Raw genomic sequence first — 15,737 nt, forward strand, 5'->3', positions numbered from 1 at the left:
GAAACAGGCAGTGTCAGCGAAGCCGCACTATGAACCGCCGTTTTGGTATGGTGCGCCCGGCAGGGCGCACGCAACCGCAAAGAGCCGGGCGTGGCGAAGGACTCGGACGTCGAGACATTCTGCGCCTTGCGGCTGTTCATCGACTCGTGGCGCTGGCAAGGGGTGCCGTGGTACCTGCGTTCCGGCAAATGTCTGGCAGCAACAGCGGCGGAGGTTCTGGTGGAACTGAAACCGCCACCGCAAAGACTGTTCGACGATTCGGCGCCGGTGGACGGCCGGGCCAATTATCTGCGCTTCCGGCTCTCTCCTAACTCAGCCGTTGCCCTCGCCGTGCGCGTCAAGCGCGCAGGCAAGGAGTTCGTCGGCGAGCAGCGCGAACTCTACCTACTGAATGAACAGCCAGGAGAGGAAGCCCCCTATGAGCGACTGTTGAGTGACGCCATGGCAGGCAATGGAGCACTGTTCACCAGTGAGGAGGCGGTTGAGGCCGCTTGGGTGGTGGTCGATCCTGTGCCCGGCTAGTCCGGGAGGAAGCGACCTAAGCACAAAAAATCGCTCTTGACATTACCCTTGGCTTCAATGTTTATCATGGACATATGGTCGGTTATAGCTAGGCTGTCAGCAGCCTCCGTAAACGTGACCTATAGCTGGCTGTGCCGCGAAGAGGTGCATTTAATGGACGACAAAACCGGTGGACACCTAGAGATTGGCATAGACGGGATGACCTGCGCCTCTTGTAGCACGCGGGTGGAGCGGGCGCTGGGCAAACTGCCCGGCGTGACCTCGGCCAATGTGAACCTGGCGACCGAGCGCGCCGAGGTGCTTTTCGACCCACAGCAACTCGATGCCGCACGCATCGCCGAGGCGATCCGCGAGTCTGGCTACACACCGGCCGAGGTGCTGCCCCAGGATAAGGCGAAAGTCGTCACCCAATTGCAGGAACAGTGCCGCCGGGTCGCCTTCATCGGCGATGGCATCAATGACGCTCCAGCGCTCGCACAGGCTAATGTCGGCATTGCACTCGCTTCAGGCACGGACATCGTCATCGAAGCAGCAGAGGTGACCCTCTCACGCAGACAACTCGGCGAGGTGGTCACGGCACTGACGGCGGCACGGCGCACCCTGAGCAATATCCGCGGCAATCTGTTCTGGGCCTTTTTCTACAATATTCTACTGATCCCTGTTGCGGCTGGCGTGGCCGCGCCTATCGGCATCCATCTGAATCCGATGGTGGCTGGCGTAGCCATGGGGCTGTCCTCCGTCTTCGTGCTCAGCAACAGTTTGCCCCTTAAACGGCTCAAGGCTTATGTACCAACGGTAACGCCGGGTGCTGTACAGAATACCGCACTCGAACCTGCTCATTCCTGAGCGATCGTTCAAACGAGGAGAATCCTAATGAGTCAGTTCGTTTTCAGCGTACCCGCCAAGGGCGATTTTGAAACCACCGTGGCGCAGGTCACTGCGGCCCTCAAGGTGGAAGGCTTCGGTGTGCTCACCACGATTGACGTGGCCGCGACGCTCAAGGCCAAACTGGGCATTGAGGGACAGCCCTATGTCATTCTCGGGGCTTGCAACCCGCACTACGCTCATCAGGCGTTGGAGGCCGATCCCGACATCGGTGCCTTGCTGCCCTGCAACGTGGTGGTGCGCACCGAGGCCGATGGCAGCGTGAGCGTGGTGTTCATGGATCCCGCAGCTGTACTCGGCATGGTGGACAGGCCGCAAATTACCGCCCTCGGCATCGAGGTGCGCGACAAACTCCAGCGTGTGGCTGATGCCGTGCGCGGTTGAATAATACCTATACGAGCGTATTGAATATCCCTTTTACTTCATTCCCAACAGGAGAAAACCCATGAGCGAGACCCATCTGAAGATCACCGGCATGACCTGTGGGCATTGCGTGCGGGCCGTGACGAAGGCGCTGGAAGGCGTATCTTGCGTTGAAAAGGCCGATGTCGCCCTCACGCCAGGAGAAGCTGTAGTGCATGGTCAGGCGAGCGCTGCCGCATTGATCGCAGCGGTCAAGGAAGAAGGCTACGACGCGGCTGTGCAGGACTGAAGCCATGGCGAAGGTGCTACTCTACACCAGTCCCGGCTGTCCGGACTGCGCCGCTGTCAAGCGCTACCTCGAAATGCACGGTGTCGCTTTTGACGAACGCGACGTCACCGCGCCGGGCGTGGCCGAAGAAGCGAAATCCCGCTACGGCGTGCGCGTCGCGCCGATCACCGTGATCGACGGCGGGGCGCTGTACGGTACTTTTGCCGAACAGAAATCGCGGCTCGATGCTGCATTCGGTGGTTGAATGCAGTGTATCAGGAGGCTTGAAATGGACCGGAAAACCATCAGGCGTTTGGGTCTTGCCGCAGCGTGCGCGGCATTTATTGTTTCGCCCGCCTTCGCACAGGGCATGATGGGCGGCCCCGGCATGATGCCACACATGCCGATGGTGGCGGTTCAGCATAGTCTTCCACGCCAAGCACCCGCAGCGATTTCCCGCTACGGCTGCATGAGTTGTCATGCGGTGGGGCATGGTGTCGTCGGACCTGCCTTCGAATGGGTGGCCTGGAAATATCAAAAGCAGCCCGATGCCCTGGCGCGGGTTTCCTCCTTCATAGAGCACGGCGGAACATCCACATGGGGCGGCATGATGCCTGATCTAAACGTACCCGATGCAACCGCCCGGGATATTGCGCAATGGATCCTTAAACTCAAACCCGTACAGCCGCCGCAGACGCAGGGAGAGCACTGAACTGGGTTGACGTGAAGGTTCGCATGTATTTTTCGGCGCCTTGGGTTGGTGGCCAGCCGTGGTATTCCTGGTTATGCTGGCGGTGCTGCCCGCCGTGACACGCTCGGCCTGGGGATAACGCACCATGCAACCTCCGGGGCGGGCTCAGTAATGGGGCGGTTAGAATTCTCGAAAACCATTCTCAAAGACTAACGGTTTACAGCCATAATAACGAATTTCGAGGACATGGTGGCCAAACTGCCGAACGGTCGCTTACGCTGTCCTGCCGCTGTTTGAGCCCAGATGGCTGGTAGCAGTAGAGGATTGTTTGATGCCTGACTGTGCCCTGGTATGCAACTGCCGACGTGCTCCGTTCCGGGCGATTGCCGCTTCAGCCCTGAAAACCCGATTTTAACTCCAGGAAAAACCATGGGGCTCCCACCAACAGATACCAGTAATAGGTAAAAAAACGCCAGCCCAAGAGGCTGAATCCCACGTCGCCCCTTGCCATGGTGCTGCCAAACAAAAGTGCGTAAGCTGCGCCTACAGTTCCGGCACCGCCCGGCAGGATGCTAAGTTGTACGGTTAGGTTGAGCAGGGTTTGGCTTACAATCAGGTAAGGGACGCTCACTACGACACCGGCGTAGGCCATGAGTATCCATAAGATCAGATACCGGGGGAGCCAATAGCCTGCGGTGCTGCCAAAGATCAACCAGCGGTGGCGCCAATTCATGGTTTTGATCAGCCCCGCCGCTCGGGCGAAACGATGAACGGAACGTGCAACGGAAAACCGGTGACGACGATACCAGCGTACCTGCCGCAGCAGATAGTCGATCCATAACAATAAGCGCCGATGCTCGATGTGCCAGGCCAAGATCGCGATGATGAAAGTAGATAATACCGTAATAAGCAGCGTGACAAAGGCGCTCAGATTGGGAACATGGCGTGACGCAGAAACCATGATGAGGGTGGCGCCGGAGAATAATAGGATAATGAACAATAGGTCGAAAATGATGATGAGCACCAACAATCCGCCGGAATGGCCTATATCCACTCCCCGGCGGCGCAAAAACAGGATATAGGCGACGCCCATACCGGATGCCGCCGGTGTGGCCGCTCCGGCAAATTCCGCAGCCATGACGATACCCATGGACCTGTGCAAGGCCAGACCGATATGTAAAAGGCTGCAGAGAATGCGCAGTCGCGCTCCCTCAAAAATCCAGCTGATCAACATCAGTGTCACCATTACTAACAAAATCAGTGGTGGAATATTCAACAAGAGCTGCAGGGTCTGTCTGTTGATGAAGAGGAACAAGGGTATCAGAGATACCCCAAGCGCAATGACGAGAATTATCCAGAATTACCGGTGCATGGAGGTAGGTCCTGTTGGTGAGGTGCTTGGGGGCTGCGCTATGCAATCAACACTCTCTATTTCAATCATCGGTTCGGCAGTGGGCGATTTCGGTCAACGGAGATCCTTGGCGACGCAGATATTGAATACCTCTTCGCTAACGCTACCTGCAAATATCGTTGTCTTTATCCGATCATGGACCCCCAGACCGTAGCGTTGGTATGCGTGTTCCGGATGATGGTTTTTGCAGGAGAACAATTTGCCATAATAGCGCGGATGATCTGTTTTTCTCAGGCGCTCTTCGAAAGCCCGCCACAGGCAGCGGACAAGGCCATAACCGCGAAACCCGGGTAATACATTAAAATGCTGTCACGGATCGGCAATATGGAGCCAAACCGTAGTCGGCGTAATGGCGCCACCTTGGGATCGGCGTAATGGCGCCACTTCCGGATCGGCATAAAGGAGCCAGTTCGGAGTCGGCGTAATGGCGCCACCCACATAGTGCTTCAGTAGGGTCTTGAACTTCCCTTGGATCGGTTACCCTCCCAGCTTTTGGGGGGTGACCATGAGTAATCGGAGGTTTGAGATGTTTACGATTCGCCAAATCCTGGTGCGGATGCGCCAAGGGGATCGGGACCGAGAGATCGCCCGTTCCGGACTCATGGGGCGCAAGAAACTGGGTGCCCTACGTAATCAGGCTGCGCAGCACGGCTGGCTCGATCCCCAGCAGCCTTTACCCGACGACTGCGCGCTCGCCATCCTGCAGCAGCACCGCCAGCAGGCCGTGCCTGCCCAGTGTGTGTCCACCCTCAAAGACCATGAGGAGCAAATCGCCAAGTGGGCTGCTGAAGGCATACAGGGCACTACCATTCACGCTGCCCTGGTGCGCAATCACGGGTACACCGGAAGCTACTCTGCAGTGCGTCGCGTGCTGCTGCGTGTCGCACCGGTGAAGGTGCCCGATGCCACTATGCGCCTCATTTTTGCACCCGGCGAGGCCGCGCAGGTGGACTTCGGCGCTGGCCCCGCCATGATCGATCCGGTGACCGGAGAGATCCGCAAGACCTGGTTCTTCGTCATAACCCTCTGCTGGTCCCGGCATCAGTATGCCGAGATTGTCTGGAATCAGACGACGATGACCTGGCTGGCCTGTCACCGCCATGCCTTCCAATGGTTTGGTGGTGTTCCGGGTCGAATCATCATTGATAACGCCAAGTGCGCCATCACCAAGGCCTGCATCAACGACCCCACGGTCCAGCGTTCTTATGCTGAATGCGCCGAAGGATACCTGTTCAAGATCGATGCTTGCCCTCCACATGATCCTGCCAAAAAAGGAATCGTGGAGTCAGGGGTCAAATTTATCAAAAAAGCCTTCCTGCCCCTGCGCGATTTCCGTGACCGCGACGATGCCAATCGCCAGCTTCAGGAGTGGATCCGAACAGAGGCGGGCCATCGAATTCACGGCACTACCCGTCAGGCGCCTCTCACCCAGTTCGTCGAGGTGGAGAAACCCCTCTTGCAGCGCCTACCGGAGACGCCTCCCGAGATCTCCGAGTGGAAGCAACCCAAGGTGCACCGGGATGCTCACGTCCAATATGCCTATTGCTTCTACTCCGTTCCCTTCCGTCTGATAGGACAACAGCTCTGGTTGCGGGCTACCGATACCACCATCCGGATTTACCAGGAACATGAATTAGTCGCCACCCATCCCCGGCTGTTCCAGCACGGCACCGCCTCCACCGTGGCCGACCACATGCCGCCAGAAGCACAGGCCTGGCAGAGTCAGGATATCCAGTGGTGCCTGCGGATGGCGGAGGCTATCGGACCGCACTGTTACGGCGTCGTTCACCAGCTCTTTGCCGATCGCGTGCTGGTCAATCTGCGCACCGTACAGAACATCCTGCGACTCCGGGACAAGCACACCCCTCAACGGCTGGAGGCGGCCTGCGCACGGGCTTTGCGCTTCAGTAATCCGCGTTATGGGGCGATCGCTCAGATCCTCAAGAAAGGCTTGGATCAAGAGCCGTTGTCGCCCGTAACTCCCGAATCCGGAAGCACCTATACCAGTGGCGGTCGCTTTCTGCGCGACAGCGCTACGCTATTTCATTGAAAGGAATTCTGATGCAAACCCAAGAGTTGAGCAGTAATCTTCGCGCCCTGCGCCTGTCCGGTATCCTGGATTCCCTGGAAGCTCGTAATCGGCAAGCGGTGGATGGTCAAATGGCCTATACCGAGTTCCTCGCCATGCTCCTGCAGGATGAAGTGGCCCGCCGGGACCAACGGAAATTCGACACCCTCCTGCGTCAGGCCCACTTCCGGAATCACAAAACCCTGGAAGACTTCGCCTTTGACCGGTTACCGAACCTGAACCGCTCTCTGGTGCATGATCTGGCTACGGGTCGCTACCTGCAGGAGCAGGCACCTATCCTGATCGTCGGGCCCTGTGGCACCGGCAAGAGCCATCTCGCCCAGGCGCTGGGGCATTGTGCCATCCGCCAGGGGGTGGACGTGCTCTTTATCACCCAAGGTGATCTGGTGGGCTCCCTGCATGCGGCGCGGGCCACCGGTGGCTTTGACCGGCGCTTCCGCCAACTCGCCAAGGTAACCCTGCTTATCATCGATGACTTCGGACTCAAACCCATGCGCCCGCCCCATGATGAGGACTTCCACGACCTCATCGCCGAACGTTACGAACGGGTTTCTACCATGCTGACCAGTAATCTCGACTTCGCCGAGTGGGGGGACGTCTTCCCGGCCAACCGCATGCTCGGGGTAGCCACACTGGATCGGCTACGCCACGGCGCCTATCGACTGATCCTGGAAGGCGATAGTTTTCGCGCCCCACGACCGCTCCCGGAATCCCCCAAAAACACCATTGCGAAAGGAGCCAAAAACACCCATTCTTAACACCGTTCGAGACCCCATTTCAGGCACTTTGAAATGGCGCCATTACGCCGCACATCGGTGGCGCCATATTGCCGGTCAGTGACAAATGCATGTGGGCGGCCTGCCGGGGGCGGCGGGGCCGTTCGCGAAAGCTGTGGGTAAGTAGCCATTCCACGAATTGCGAACTGCGCGGGTGATGCGCATAGGCCCCGGATACGGATTTGAGCAGCATGCGCAATGTGGCTGCCGAACCCGCATAGACCAGATAGCGATCAAAAGAAGGCGGCGCTCCCAGCAAATAACCGACAACCCGGCCGTTATGCGTGGCCACATAGGCCCAATCCTCGGCATAATCCAGATAGGGATTGACCATAAGATCGGCGAAAAGCTCGCGATCGCAGAATATGGCATCTATTGGGTTGCCGAGGAATCCCGTTTCGCAACAGATATGTCTGATTTTCGCTCTGTCGGCATTCCGATAGGGGCGGATGCTGAACCCGGCAGATTTCCCTAACCAAAAGCCGTTCGTAATGATCGAATCTTCGGGCATGTCGGCATAAGCGGGGTGAGATCCTGCCATAATTGCTTTTTCCTCAGAGAATGCAGCGAATATCTCTCCCTGTCATCGGCTGGAAATCGGCCCCATCAGAGGTTGGTTTAGGCGATCCACGAAATCGCGATGTCTCGGTGTATCGAACTCCAAGTGCTTATAGACCCTGATCTTGGCCCAATCCTCAATGAATATCCAAAGAATGCAATAGATCCATACTGCACCGGCCTCCCCCCAGGTGATAGAGGGCACCAGCCCCATGGGATAGACTACAAACAATGTCGCCGCGGCTTTGGTCAGAATGGCAGACCAAAGGAGTATCGCTGAGGGATAGGGTTTCTTCAAAAAAGAGCTACGCGTCCGCGCAATGAACAACGTCAAATGCCCGGCAACGGCAAGCTTGAGGAAAATCAGGGTTTGCAGATGCGGGATGCCCATGTGAAAGTAATCTTTGGCGATGAGCAGCATGCCAAAGGTTTCCACGACGCCGATGAGCCCCAGTACGGTGGACACCGTTAGGACGCGGTGCATGTCCCAGCGCACTGGTTTGGGATCCAGCCAGGTGTTATCGGTGGCGATAGCCATGATCGGCACATCATTAAAGAACGCCAGCAGGATGATCATGATGGCGGTGATCGGATAAAAGTCGAAAATCAGCATGGCCAGCACGACGAAGACCATGATTCGGATGGTTTCTACGATACGGTAAATCGCGTAGCTGTTCATGCGCTCGAAGATGCGGCGAGCCTCCTCCACAGCCCTGATGATGACATTCAGGCCTGGTGCCATCAGTACCAGAGCGGCGGCAGCCCTGGCGGCATCCGTGGCACCGGACACTGCGATACCCACGTCCGCTTGCTTGAGTGCCGGGGCATCGTTGACGCCGTCTCCGGTCATGGCCACCAAATAACCGTCGCTTTGCAACGCCTTGACGATGTCATACTTGTGTTCCGGAAAGACCTGGGCAAAGCCATCGGCGTCGGCGATTCTCTGCCGCAGTTGCGGTGGAAGATGGCCCCCATCCATCCTTTTGCCAAAAACCTCGTCGGCCGGAAGGATGTTCGTACCTAACCCCAATTGTCCGGCGATCTCCTTGGCAATGGCTCCGTTATCACCGGTAACCATCTTGACGTGAATGCCGTGGGCCTCGGCTTGGGCGATGGTGTCCCGGGAGTCCTCCCGGGGTGGATCGAAGAGCGGAACGATACCGAGGAACTGCCAGTCCTCCGACCCTGATTTGCGGGCCACACCCAAGGTGCGGTAACCCTTCCCGGCCAGGGCCTGCACACGCCCTTGCGTTTGCTGGAGCAAAGGTTTGGACAGATGGCAGAGGCCTAGGATCACCTGGGGCGCCCCCTTGGTCACGGTCCACTCCTGGCCGGAGGAGTCCTTCACCTGAGCTTCGGTGCGTTTGCCTACTGGATCAAAGGGGGTGAAGTGCGTTTGTTCCCAGCCCGCGAGAAGTTGGGGATCCTGGACCGCGCCGAGCACCGCCAGATCGATAGTGTCCTGATCTTCCGCCTTGGAGGCCAGTGCCGCCGCGCGCAAGACGTCTTCTTCTCCAATACCGGCGGTCGGCTCCAGGGGGCCGAGGGTGAGTTTATTCTGTGTAAGGGTCCCGGTTTTGTCCGAGCATAGTATCTGCGCCCCGGCCATTTCCTCGATGGACTGTAGACGGGTGACGATGGCTTTCATGCGTGAGAGCCTTAAGGCGCCCAGGGCCATGGTCACGGACAGTACCGCAGGCATGGCCACCGGGATGGAGGCTACCGTCAAAATGAGGGCGAATTGCAGCAAGGTGAGGAAGGCTTGACCGCGGAACATCTCCACAGTAATGAGCACGGCTACCAAGCCCAGAGCGATATAAATAAGGTAATCGCCGATCCGCAAGACGGCCTTCTGGAAATGGGATACGGCGCCGGCTTTTTGGACAAGGCCCGCCGTCTTGCCAAAAAAGGTATTCATCCCGGTGGCGGTGATCACGGCCACCATCTCGCCTTGCTTGACGATGGTGCCGGAATACGCCACGTCGGCCACCTTCTTGCTCACTGGCAGGGATTCTCCGGTCAGCGCCGACTGGTCTGCGCTGAGATAATCTCCTTCCAGCAATTGTACATCCGCAGGGATGATGTCTCCCAGGCGGATACGGATGACGTCGCCAGGTACCAGATCCGCTGCCAGAATCTCTTGCCATTGGTTGTCCCGTAACACACGGGCTTTGAGGGCCAACTGACTCTTGAGCGCCTCCAGGGCGCTACTGGCCTTGTATTCCTGCCAAAAGCCAATGCCTGCGTTAAAGAGTAGCAGCAATGAAATAATAGTCAGGTCGGCCCAGTGGCCCACCGCGGCGGACAGAATGGCCGCCACCTCGATCATCCAGGGTATCGGGCCCCAGAAGTAATGCAGAAAGCGCATGAGAGGACTGACTTTCTTTTCCTGGAGGGCGTTTGGTCCGTATTGCTGCAAACGCTGTTGTGCTTCGTTGCTTGTCAGCCCGGCTGGACTGGCGTGCAAATCGGCCAGAGTCTTTTCGATAGGCGGGGTCTTATCCGGATCGGTCACGGCGTTCTCCTGTGAAGATGGTGCAGATACATTCGGCAAATTTTAAATTGTCCGAAAAATTTTCATCGTTCTGTGATGCCTCGGTTAGCCCATCGCGGCAATGACTTGGAAGGAGGCCACTGAGCCGTGTCGGGGAAAATGATCTCCTCGTATAGCACAAGGGAACCTTGGGGCGGATGCTTCCGCCACTGCGTCCCAGTCGACTAACGCTATGGAAATAATGGCCATTATGTGCCTTCCGGTCGATGGATATCGATGTTCTTCCCCTGGACGCGCGCCAGATCATCAGCTGATATGATGTGGTTGGCCAGTACAATAAAAAACTTGCGCAGGAACCGGATGGACATCGAATTAATTGCCCAGGCTGCAAACCAAGAAGGATTGTGTGGTCTGATCTGGTCCGGGTCTGGGGTCTGGGGTCTGGGCGATGAGAAAACTACGATTATCTAGAGCCTGCGAGGCACATGCCATGTAAGGGTTCGCAGAGTCCGGGGCCGGGTGATGTGCTAGTCTGTTTATGACAGACGCGTCGATGGTTTCCATAAAAATTCTCCCGGAGGATTTACTGCAACTCAGCATATTGGCGCAACAGCTCCAATGCCTCCTCCTGAAGCTGTCTGACCCGTTCGTGACTTACGCCCAACTCTTTGCTGATTGCGGATAATGTCTCCCCTTCTTCGCCGTCCATACCAAAACGGCGGATCAGGACGGTACGATGTCGCATGTCCAAACGCAGGAGGGCTCGCTGAATCTGTCTCTGGACGTCCTGTTCCTCCAGGGAGGTCTCCAGGCCCGACTGATCGGCATCCACCAATGTCTGAGCCAAAGATGGGCTACCCTCCCATCGGGAGGGCGCATCCAGACTGACCATATGGCGGTCCTGCTGGAGACAGTCTTTTACATGGGCGACGGACTTGCCCATGACCTGCGCCACTTCCTCTACGCGAGGTTCGCCCTGCATCGTTTGTGCGATTTGCCGGGAACTGCGCAGCACCGCGCTGAGATTTTTGATGATATGGATCGGCAAACGTACCACCCGCGACTGGTTCATGATGCCGCGCTCGATTCCCTCGCGAATCCACCAGGCGGCATAGGTGGAAAACCGAAATCCCCGCGCCGGATCAAATAATTCCGCAGCACGGATCAGTCCGAGATTCCCCTCTTCAATGAGATCGAGGAGCGGAAGGGTGTGCTGCCGTTGGTAGCGGCGCGCAATGCGGACGACGAGACGGAGGTTGCATTCCACCAGGCGATTGCGTGCCGCGAGATCGCCTTGTTGTATCTTGAGGCCCAGGGAGACCTCCTCCTCCGCCGTGAGCAGGGGGTTGTGGCCGATTTCCTGCAGATAGAGTCTTATGGCGTCAACATGATCGGGAGGTCCGGCTTCCCAGGCAAGGTCGGCTGTTGAGTCGAATTCCGGTGTTTCAGGCCTGAGGCAGGCTTCGCCCTGTCCAACCTCGGTTATTTCTTCTTCAAGAGTGTCCGGAATGTCCCAGTCGGTATCCCCTGTCAACATGGCCAATCCTTTGCGCTGGATTCAGGCCGTCGTTGAGGAAGACACCGTGATGCGCGCGATATTCGACCCGCGCTCCAGACCGAAGAGGAAATCTGACCGAAGAAGAAGGCATTATGCATCAGACCGATCAGGCGCCGGAAAGCGACCGCACCCAAGCCCGCGACAATCCCCACAAAGAACGCCAGCACCAGATGAAAGGCCGGGTTCGTCCGAAACACCCCCTGCCATCCCTGGACGTTGCGTTCCATAACGAGGGTATCCATGTTGGCAGGCAGGGAAGCATCGTTGACCATCACTACACTCCCGGGACTTGTTTTTTGAAACTATGCTATTCTTGTTGCCAAAGCAAATCGAGTTAATCGAAAACAATATCGGAGGACCCGATGAAGATAGATGCCGAGCAGTTGCTCACCCTCCTCGCGGTTGCAGAAACCGGCAGTGTCAGCGAAGCCGCGCTACGCCTGGAGCGAGGACAACCGGCCATCTCGGAACGCCTGCATAAACTGACGCGGGAAATTGGCGAGCCTTTATATGTCCGTGAGGGCGGTGGCATTCAGCTGACGCCCGTCGGCCAAGCATTGATTCCCGATATCCGGCAGTTGCGCGCCAAGTTACAAGATATTGAGAATCTGCTCCTGCGCCAAAAATCCTTGCAAGCGGGAGAACTTCACATCGCTTCTACCAGCCTGATTGCTAATTATTTACTACCGCAATATTTGCAAAGTTTTCAAAGCCAGAATCCAGGAGTCAATCTCTACATAAAGAGCGGCGTGACCTATTGGGGAGACATCAATCTTTCCAAACTGGACGTCTTCTTTTTTGAAGGAGAGATGGATATACCGCATCTACCCGATAGTTATGAAATACAACCGTGGTTGACCGGAGAAATCGTTGCGGTCATGCCCAAAACCCATCCGCTGGCGTCAGTGTCGGTGCTGAGCTTGGAAGACATACAACCTTTTCCTGTGGTATGGAGAGAACCTTCTTCCGGAGTTCGAAGGAGACTGGAGAAGGCGTTCAGACAAAAGAACATTGTGCCCGCGCACTTCATTGAGGTGGCCGATGTGGAATCCGTGGGGGCCATGGTAAAGGCTGGCTTGGGAATAGGCTTTATGACCCATACGGTTTTTGAACAGAGACCGGACTGGGATCTGCTGTATAAACCCCTCTCATCCTCCCAACTGATCTGGAGGAGTTTCATGGCTATTCCCAACCCGGCAAGGCGTTCCCGCGCCTTGTCGGTTTTTTTGGACCTTATGGGTTCTATACCGTTCTGATAAGCCTTAATACGGTAGACGCCGTGAGAACATGATGCATGTCCCAATGTACACAGTACAGGTTGGGGATCCAGCCAGGTGTTGTCGGTGGTGATGGTCATGATCGGCACATCATTGGCGCCGTCTCCGGTCATACTCAGCAGTTAGCCATCTGTTTCAATGTGTTGGCGACTTGCGATAGGCCTCCAGTGTCCGGTAAGCGATGATCTTGGCCCCGCTATTGACGAAGAACCATGCCAGGGAGTAGGCCCATACCAGCAGGGCATAGCCCCAGCCGATGGGGGGAATGAGCCAGCCGTAGACGGCGGCGAAGGTACCGATGATCTTCGTAGCAATCGTGACGTTGAAGAAACTCCAGCTCGGCCAGGGCCGCTGCCAGATGGCGCCGGTGTTGCGGGTCAGGAAGATGGTCAGGTGGCCGGCCACCAGCAGCTTCAGGAAAATCAGGGTGCGGATGACGCCCGCCGGTAAATGCAGGTAGGTTTCGGCAATCCAGAACAGGAAAAATGAGGCGACGACGCCCAGTACGCCGAGAAGGATGGAGATGATCAGCACCCGTGTCATATCCCAGCGTACCGGCTGGGGCGCCGTGGGGGCGTTGTCGTAAGCGATCATCATGATGGGAAAATCATTGAGCAGGGCGATCATGACGATCATCACGGCGGTGACTGGATAGAAGTCGAACACCAGGATCGACAGGGTCATGAAGAGCAGGACCCGGATCGTCTCGGCGATCCGGTAGATGGCGTAGCTGTTCATCCGGGCGAAGATCCGGCGCGCCTCCTGGACGGCGCCGACGATGACCGTCAGGCCGGGTGCGGTGAGCACCAGATCGGCCGCAGCGCGGGCGGCGTCGGTGGCGCCGCTGACGGCGATGCCGACATCGGCCTGCTTCAATGCGGGGGCGTCGTTGACGCCGTCTCCGGTCATGCCGACGATATGGCCCCTGGCCTGTAACGCCTTGACGATGGCGAACTTATGCTCCGGAAAGACCTGGGCGAAACCGTCGGCCTTTTCGGCCTGGACCTGTGCGGCGTTGGCATCCGTAGAGAGGGCTTCAGCCGGAACGATGCTTTGCCCCAGATGCAGCAGCATGGAGACCTGTTTGGCGATGGCCAGATGATCGCCGGTGACCATCTTGATTTCGATCCCCATCCGCTGGCCCGCGGCGATGGTTTGCGCCGAATCTTCCCGCGGTGGGTCGAACAAGGGCAAGAGGCCGAGGAAGCGCCAGGCACCATCCTCATCCTTTCGGGCCACTCCCAGGGTGCGGTAGCCCTTTCCCGCCAGGGCATCGATCTGGCGGGTGACTGTCTGCCTGATGCCGACATCCGGCTGCGCCAGATCCAGGATGACCTGCGGAGCGCCCTTGGCTACGCGAAAGCGCTCGACGCCTGCCGCCACCTCCGCCTCACTGCGCTTGCTTACCGGATCAAAGGGTTGATATTTCAGGACGGAATAGGAAGCCAACGGGGCGGAGACGGGCAAGCCGCCCAGCACAGCGGTGTCGATGGGGTCGCCGGTATCCCGCTCGGAGGCTAAAGCGGCGGCGAGGATCAGTTCCTCCGCATCGCGGGCCCCGATCACTACGGGTTCACCGAGGGTGAGGCGGTTCTGGGTGAGGGTGCCGGTCTTGTCGGCGCAGAGCACATCCATGCCGGCCATCTCCTCGATGGCCACCAGACGCGAGACGATGGCCTTCAGCCGCGCCAACCGCTCCGCCCCGACGGCCATGGTCACCGACAAGACGGCGGGAAGGGCGACGGGGATGGCGGCCACGGTCAGGACCAGGGCAAAGAGGATCGTCCGGATCATGGGTTCATGACGGATCGCCAGAGCCACGAAGAGGATCACCGCGATCAGAACCAGCGCCGAAACGATCAGGAAGTTTCCGATGGCGAGCACTGCCTTGCGGAAATGGGAGACGCTCTCCGCCCGCTCCACCAGTTGCGCGGTCTTGCCGAAAAAGGTCTGCAGACCCGTCGCGGTCACCAAGCCCTGCATCTCGCCCTTGCCGACGATGGAACCGGAATAGGCGCTATCTCCCCGGCCCTTGTCCACCGGCAGGGATTCCCCCGTCAGGACCGATTGATCGACACTGAGGTAATCGCCGCTCAGCAGCAGCACATCGGCCGGAACGATGTTTCCCAGCTTCAGCAGGATGATGTCGCCCGGCACCAGGTCCTGCGCGGCGATCTCCTGCCACAGGCCGTCGCGCAGGACCCGCGCCCGCAACGCCAGCTTCCGTTGGAGCATGGCGATGGCGTTGCCGGCCTTGTGTTCCTGCCAGAAGCCCACGCCAGCGTTTACCAGCAGGAGGGTCATGATGATGGCGAAGTCCGCCCAATGTGCCACCACGGCGGAAAGCACCGCGGCGATTTCGATCATCCAGGGAATGGGACCCCAGAAATAGCCCAGAAACTGGCAGATCGGGCTGAGGCGCTTTTCGGGGATGGCGTTTGCCCCATATTGGGCCAGGCGACGGGAGGCCTCCGCTGCTGACAAACCGCGCCGGGTATCGCTCTGCAATTGCCGGACGACCGCCGGAATGTCGGGAGCACTTGTCGGGTCAGGATTGATTGTCATAAGGACCGCCTCCTGGTCGGCTCTGGCATTTGCACCACCTTCCAGGTAGTCGTTGTGCCGCAAGTATTAAATATACGGCATGCCTGTCCTTAAGTATCTTTCGACGTCTCACGTGGTCGAGCCGCATCAAACGTATCATGGCGCCACCGTCACCGGCGTACCTCAATGATCTGATCCAAGTTTACTTTCTTCCATTACCCAGCGGTGCGAGAAGCCCTGCCTGAAATCCTGTTTGTTCACCTGAAATAGCTATTACAATGGACGCACTCATCAACCCAAG

At 57.9% G+C, this 15,737-nt stretch carries 15 protein-coding genes; 9 read left to right on the plus strand and 6 right to left on the minus strand.

The genetic code is table 11. The annotated features are described in order from the left end of the window. The first annotated feature begins 42 nt into the window (after positions 1-42). From F6A13_RS04850 to F6A13_RS04875, 6 genes are all read left to right on the plus strand, one after another. The gene (locus tag F6A13_RS04850; protein ID WP_226858166.1) at positions 43-522 is read left to right on the plus strand and encodes a hypothetical protein; all 480 of its coding nucleotides are present in this window, start codon (positions 43-45) and stop codon (positions 520-522) included. A gap of 153 nt (positions 523-675) precedes the next feature. Then, entirely contained in the window at positions 676-1,368 is a 693-nt protein-coding gene (locus F6A13_RS04855; protein WP_172959366.1) for a heavy metal translocating P-type ATPase, read from the plus strand. Between the two features lie 27 nt (positions 1,369-1,395). Continuing rightward, on the plus strand, positions 1,396-1,791 hold the full coding sequence (locus F6A13_RS04860) for a DUF302 domain-containing protein (RefSeq protein ID WP_126605148.1): 396 nt from the start codon (positions 1,396-1,398) through the stop codon (positions 1,789-1,791). A 61-nt stretch (positions 1,792-1,852) separates the two neighbouring features. Continuing rightward, the gene (locus tag F6A13_RS04865) at positions 1,853-2,059 is read left to right on the plus strand and encodes a CopZ family metallochaperone (protein ID WP_126605149.1); all 207 of its coding nucleotides are present in this window, start codon (positions 1,853-1,855) and stop codon (positions 2,057-2,059) included. A 4-nt stretch (positions 2,060-2,063) separates the two neighbouring features. Continuing rightward, a complete protein-coding gene (locus tag F6A13_RS04870; RefSeq protein WP_113526971.1) occupies positions 2,064-2,303 on the plus strand; it encodes a glutaredoxin family protein in 240 nt (79 codons plus the stop codon). Between the two features lie 24 nt (positions 2,304-2,327). Continuing rightward, positions 2,328-2,750, plus strand: coding sequence for a c-type cytochrome (locus tag F6A13_RS04875; RefSeq protein WP_225981964.1), 423 nt, complete (start codon positions 2,328-2,330; stop codon positions 2,748-2,750). A gap of 370 nt (positions 2,751-3,120) precedes the next feature. On the opposite strand, the gene F6A13_RS04880 is transcribed toward F6A13_RS04875, so the two are convergent. Beyond that, on the minus strand, positions 3,121-4,083 hold the full coding sequence (locus tag F6A13_RS04880) for a lysylphosphatidylglycerol synthase transmembrane domain-containing protein (RefSeq protein ID WP_126605150.1): 963 nt from the start codon (positions 4,081-4,083) through the stop codon (positions 3,121-3,123). A 583-nt stretch (positions 4,084-4,666) separates the two neighbouring features. Between F6A13_RS04880 and istA the strand changes: the two genes are divergently transcribed. Further along, positions 4,667-6,190, plus strand: coding sequence for an IS21 family transposase (gene istA, locus F6A13_RS04885; protein WP_215886354.1), 1,524 nt, complete (start codon positions 4,667-4,669; stop codon positions 6,188-6,190). A gap of 11 nt (positions 6,191-6,201) precedes the next feature. Continuing rightward, on the plus strand, positions 6,202-6,987 hold the full coding sequence (gene istB / locus F6A13_RS04890) for an IS21-like element helper ATPase IstB (RefSeq protein ID WP_172959310.1): 786 nt from the start codon (positions 6,202-6,204) through the stop codon (positions 6,985-6,987). A 19-nt stretch (positions 6,988-7,006) separates the two neighbouring features. Here istB and F6A13_RS04895 read toward each other — a convergent pair whose 3' ends face one another. From F6A13_RS04895 to F6A13_RS04910, 4 genes are all read right to left on the minus strand, one after another. Continuing rightward, complete coding sequence (locus tag F6A13_RS04895) at positions 7,007-7,546, minus strand: hypothetical protein (RefSeq protein ID WP_151528116.1); 540 nt, start codon at positions 7,544-7,546, stop codon at positions 7,007-7,009. 42 nt (positions 7,547-7,588) lie between these two features. Beyond that, the gene (locus F6A13_RS04900; RefSeq protein WP_126605152.1) at positions 7,589-10,078 is read right to left on the minus strand and encodes a plasma-membrane proton-efflux P-type ATPase; all 2,490 of its coding nucleotides are present in this window, start codon (positions 10,076-10,078) and stop codon (positions 7,589-7,591) included. 562 nt (positions 10,079-10,640) lie between these two features. Next, on the minus strand, positions 10,641-11,594 hold the full coding sequence (locus F6A13_RS04905) for an RNA polymerase sigma factor RpoD/SigA (protein WP_126605153.1): 954 nt from the start codon (positions 11,592-11,594) through the stop codon (positions 10,641-10,643). Then, entirely contained in the window at positions 11,588-11,887 is a 300-nt protein-coding gene (locus F6A13_RS04910) for a hypothetical protein (protein ID WP_225981965.1), read from the minus strand. Before F6A13_RS04910 ends, F6A13_RS04905 begins: the two co-directional genes overlap by 7 nt. A 90-nt stretch (positions 11,888-11,977) precedes the next feature. On the opposite strand from F6A13_RS04910, the gene F6A13_RS04915 reads away from it, so the two are divergent. Continuing rightward, on the plus strand, positions 11,978-12,871 hold the full coding sequence (locus F6A13_RS04915) for a LysR family transcriptional regulator (RefSeq protein WP_126605154.1): 894 nt from the start codon (positions 11,978-11,980) through the stop codon (positions 12,869-12,871). A 156-nt stretch (positions 12,872-13,027) separates the two neighbouring features. Here F6A13_RS04915 and F6A13_RS04920 read toward each other — a convergent pair whose 3' ends face one another. Beyond that, positions 13,028-15,457 carry a plasma-membrane proton-efflux P-type ATPase gene (locus tag F6A13_RS04920; RefSeq protein WP_126605155.1) on the minus strand — a complete coding sequence of 810 codons (2,430 nt, stop codon included), beginning with the start codon at positions 15,455-15,457 and terminating at the stop codon, positions 13,028-13,030. Positions 15,458-15,737: the final 280 nt, after the last annotated feature.

The organism is Acidithiobacillus sp. 'AMD consortium', assembly GCF_008926505.1.
GTDB classification, from domain to species: Bacteria; Pseudomonadota; Gammaproteobacteria; order Acidithiobacillales; family Acidithiobacillaceae; genus Acidithiobacillus; species Acidithiobacillus ferridurans.

What these genes read in the sequence shown, in the direction of transcription:
- F6A13_RS04855 (WP_172959366.1), top strand. Translation starts at nt 676, where the DNA reads ATGGACGACAAAACCGGTGGACACCTAGAGATTGGCATAGACGGGATG.
- F6A13_RS04860 (WP_126605148.1), top strand. Translation starts at nt 1,396, where the DNA reads ATGAGTCAGTTCGTTTTCAGCGTACCCGCCAAGGGCGATTTTGAAACC.
- F6A13_RS04865 (WP_126605149.1), top strand. Translation starts at nt 1,853, where the DNA reads ATGAGCGAGACCCATCTGAAGATCACCGGCATGACCTGTGGGCATTGC.
- F6A13_RS04870 (WP_113526971.1), top strand. Translation starts at nt 2,064, where the DNA reads ATGGCGAAGGTGCTACTCTACACCAGTCCCGGCTGTCCGGACTGCGCC.
- F6A13_RS04875 (WP_225981964.1), top strand. Translation starts at nt 2,328, where the DNA reads ATGGACCGGAAAACCATCAGGCGTTTGGGTCTTGCCGCAGCGTGCGCG.
- istA (WP_215886354.1), top strand. Translation starts at nt 4,667, where the DNA reads ATGTTTACGATTCGCCAAATCCTGGTGCGGATGCGCCAAGGGGATCGG.
- istB (WP_172959310.1), top strand. Translation starts at nt 6,202, where the DNA reads ATGCAAACCCAAGAGTTGAGCAGTAATCTTCGCGCCCTGCGCCTGTCC.
- F6A13_RS04895 (WP_151528116.1), bottom strand. Translation starts at nt 7,546, where the DNA reads ATGGCAGGATCTCACCCCGCTTATGCCGACATGCCCGAAGATTCGATC.
- F6A13_RS04905 (WP_126605153.1), bottom strand. Translation starts at nt 11,594, where the DNA reads ATGTTGACAGGGGATACCGACTGGGACATTCCGGACACTCTTGAAGAA.
- F6A13_RS04910 (WP_225981965.1), bottom strand. Translation starts at nt 11,887, where the DNA reads ATGGTCAACGATGCTTCCCTGCCTGCCAACATGGATACCCTCGTTATG.
- F6A13_RS04915 (WP_126605154.1), top strand. Translation starts at nt 11,978, where the DNA reads ATGAAGATAGATGCCGAGCAGTTGCTCACCCTCCTCGCGGTTGCAGAA.
- F6A13_RS04920 (WP_126605155.1), bottom strand. Translation starts at nt 15,457, where the DNA reads ATGACAATCAATCCTGACCCGACAAGTGCTCCCGACATTCCGGCGGTC.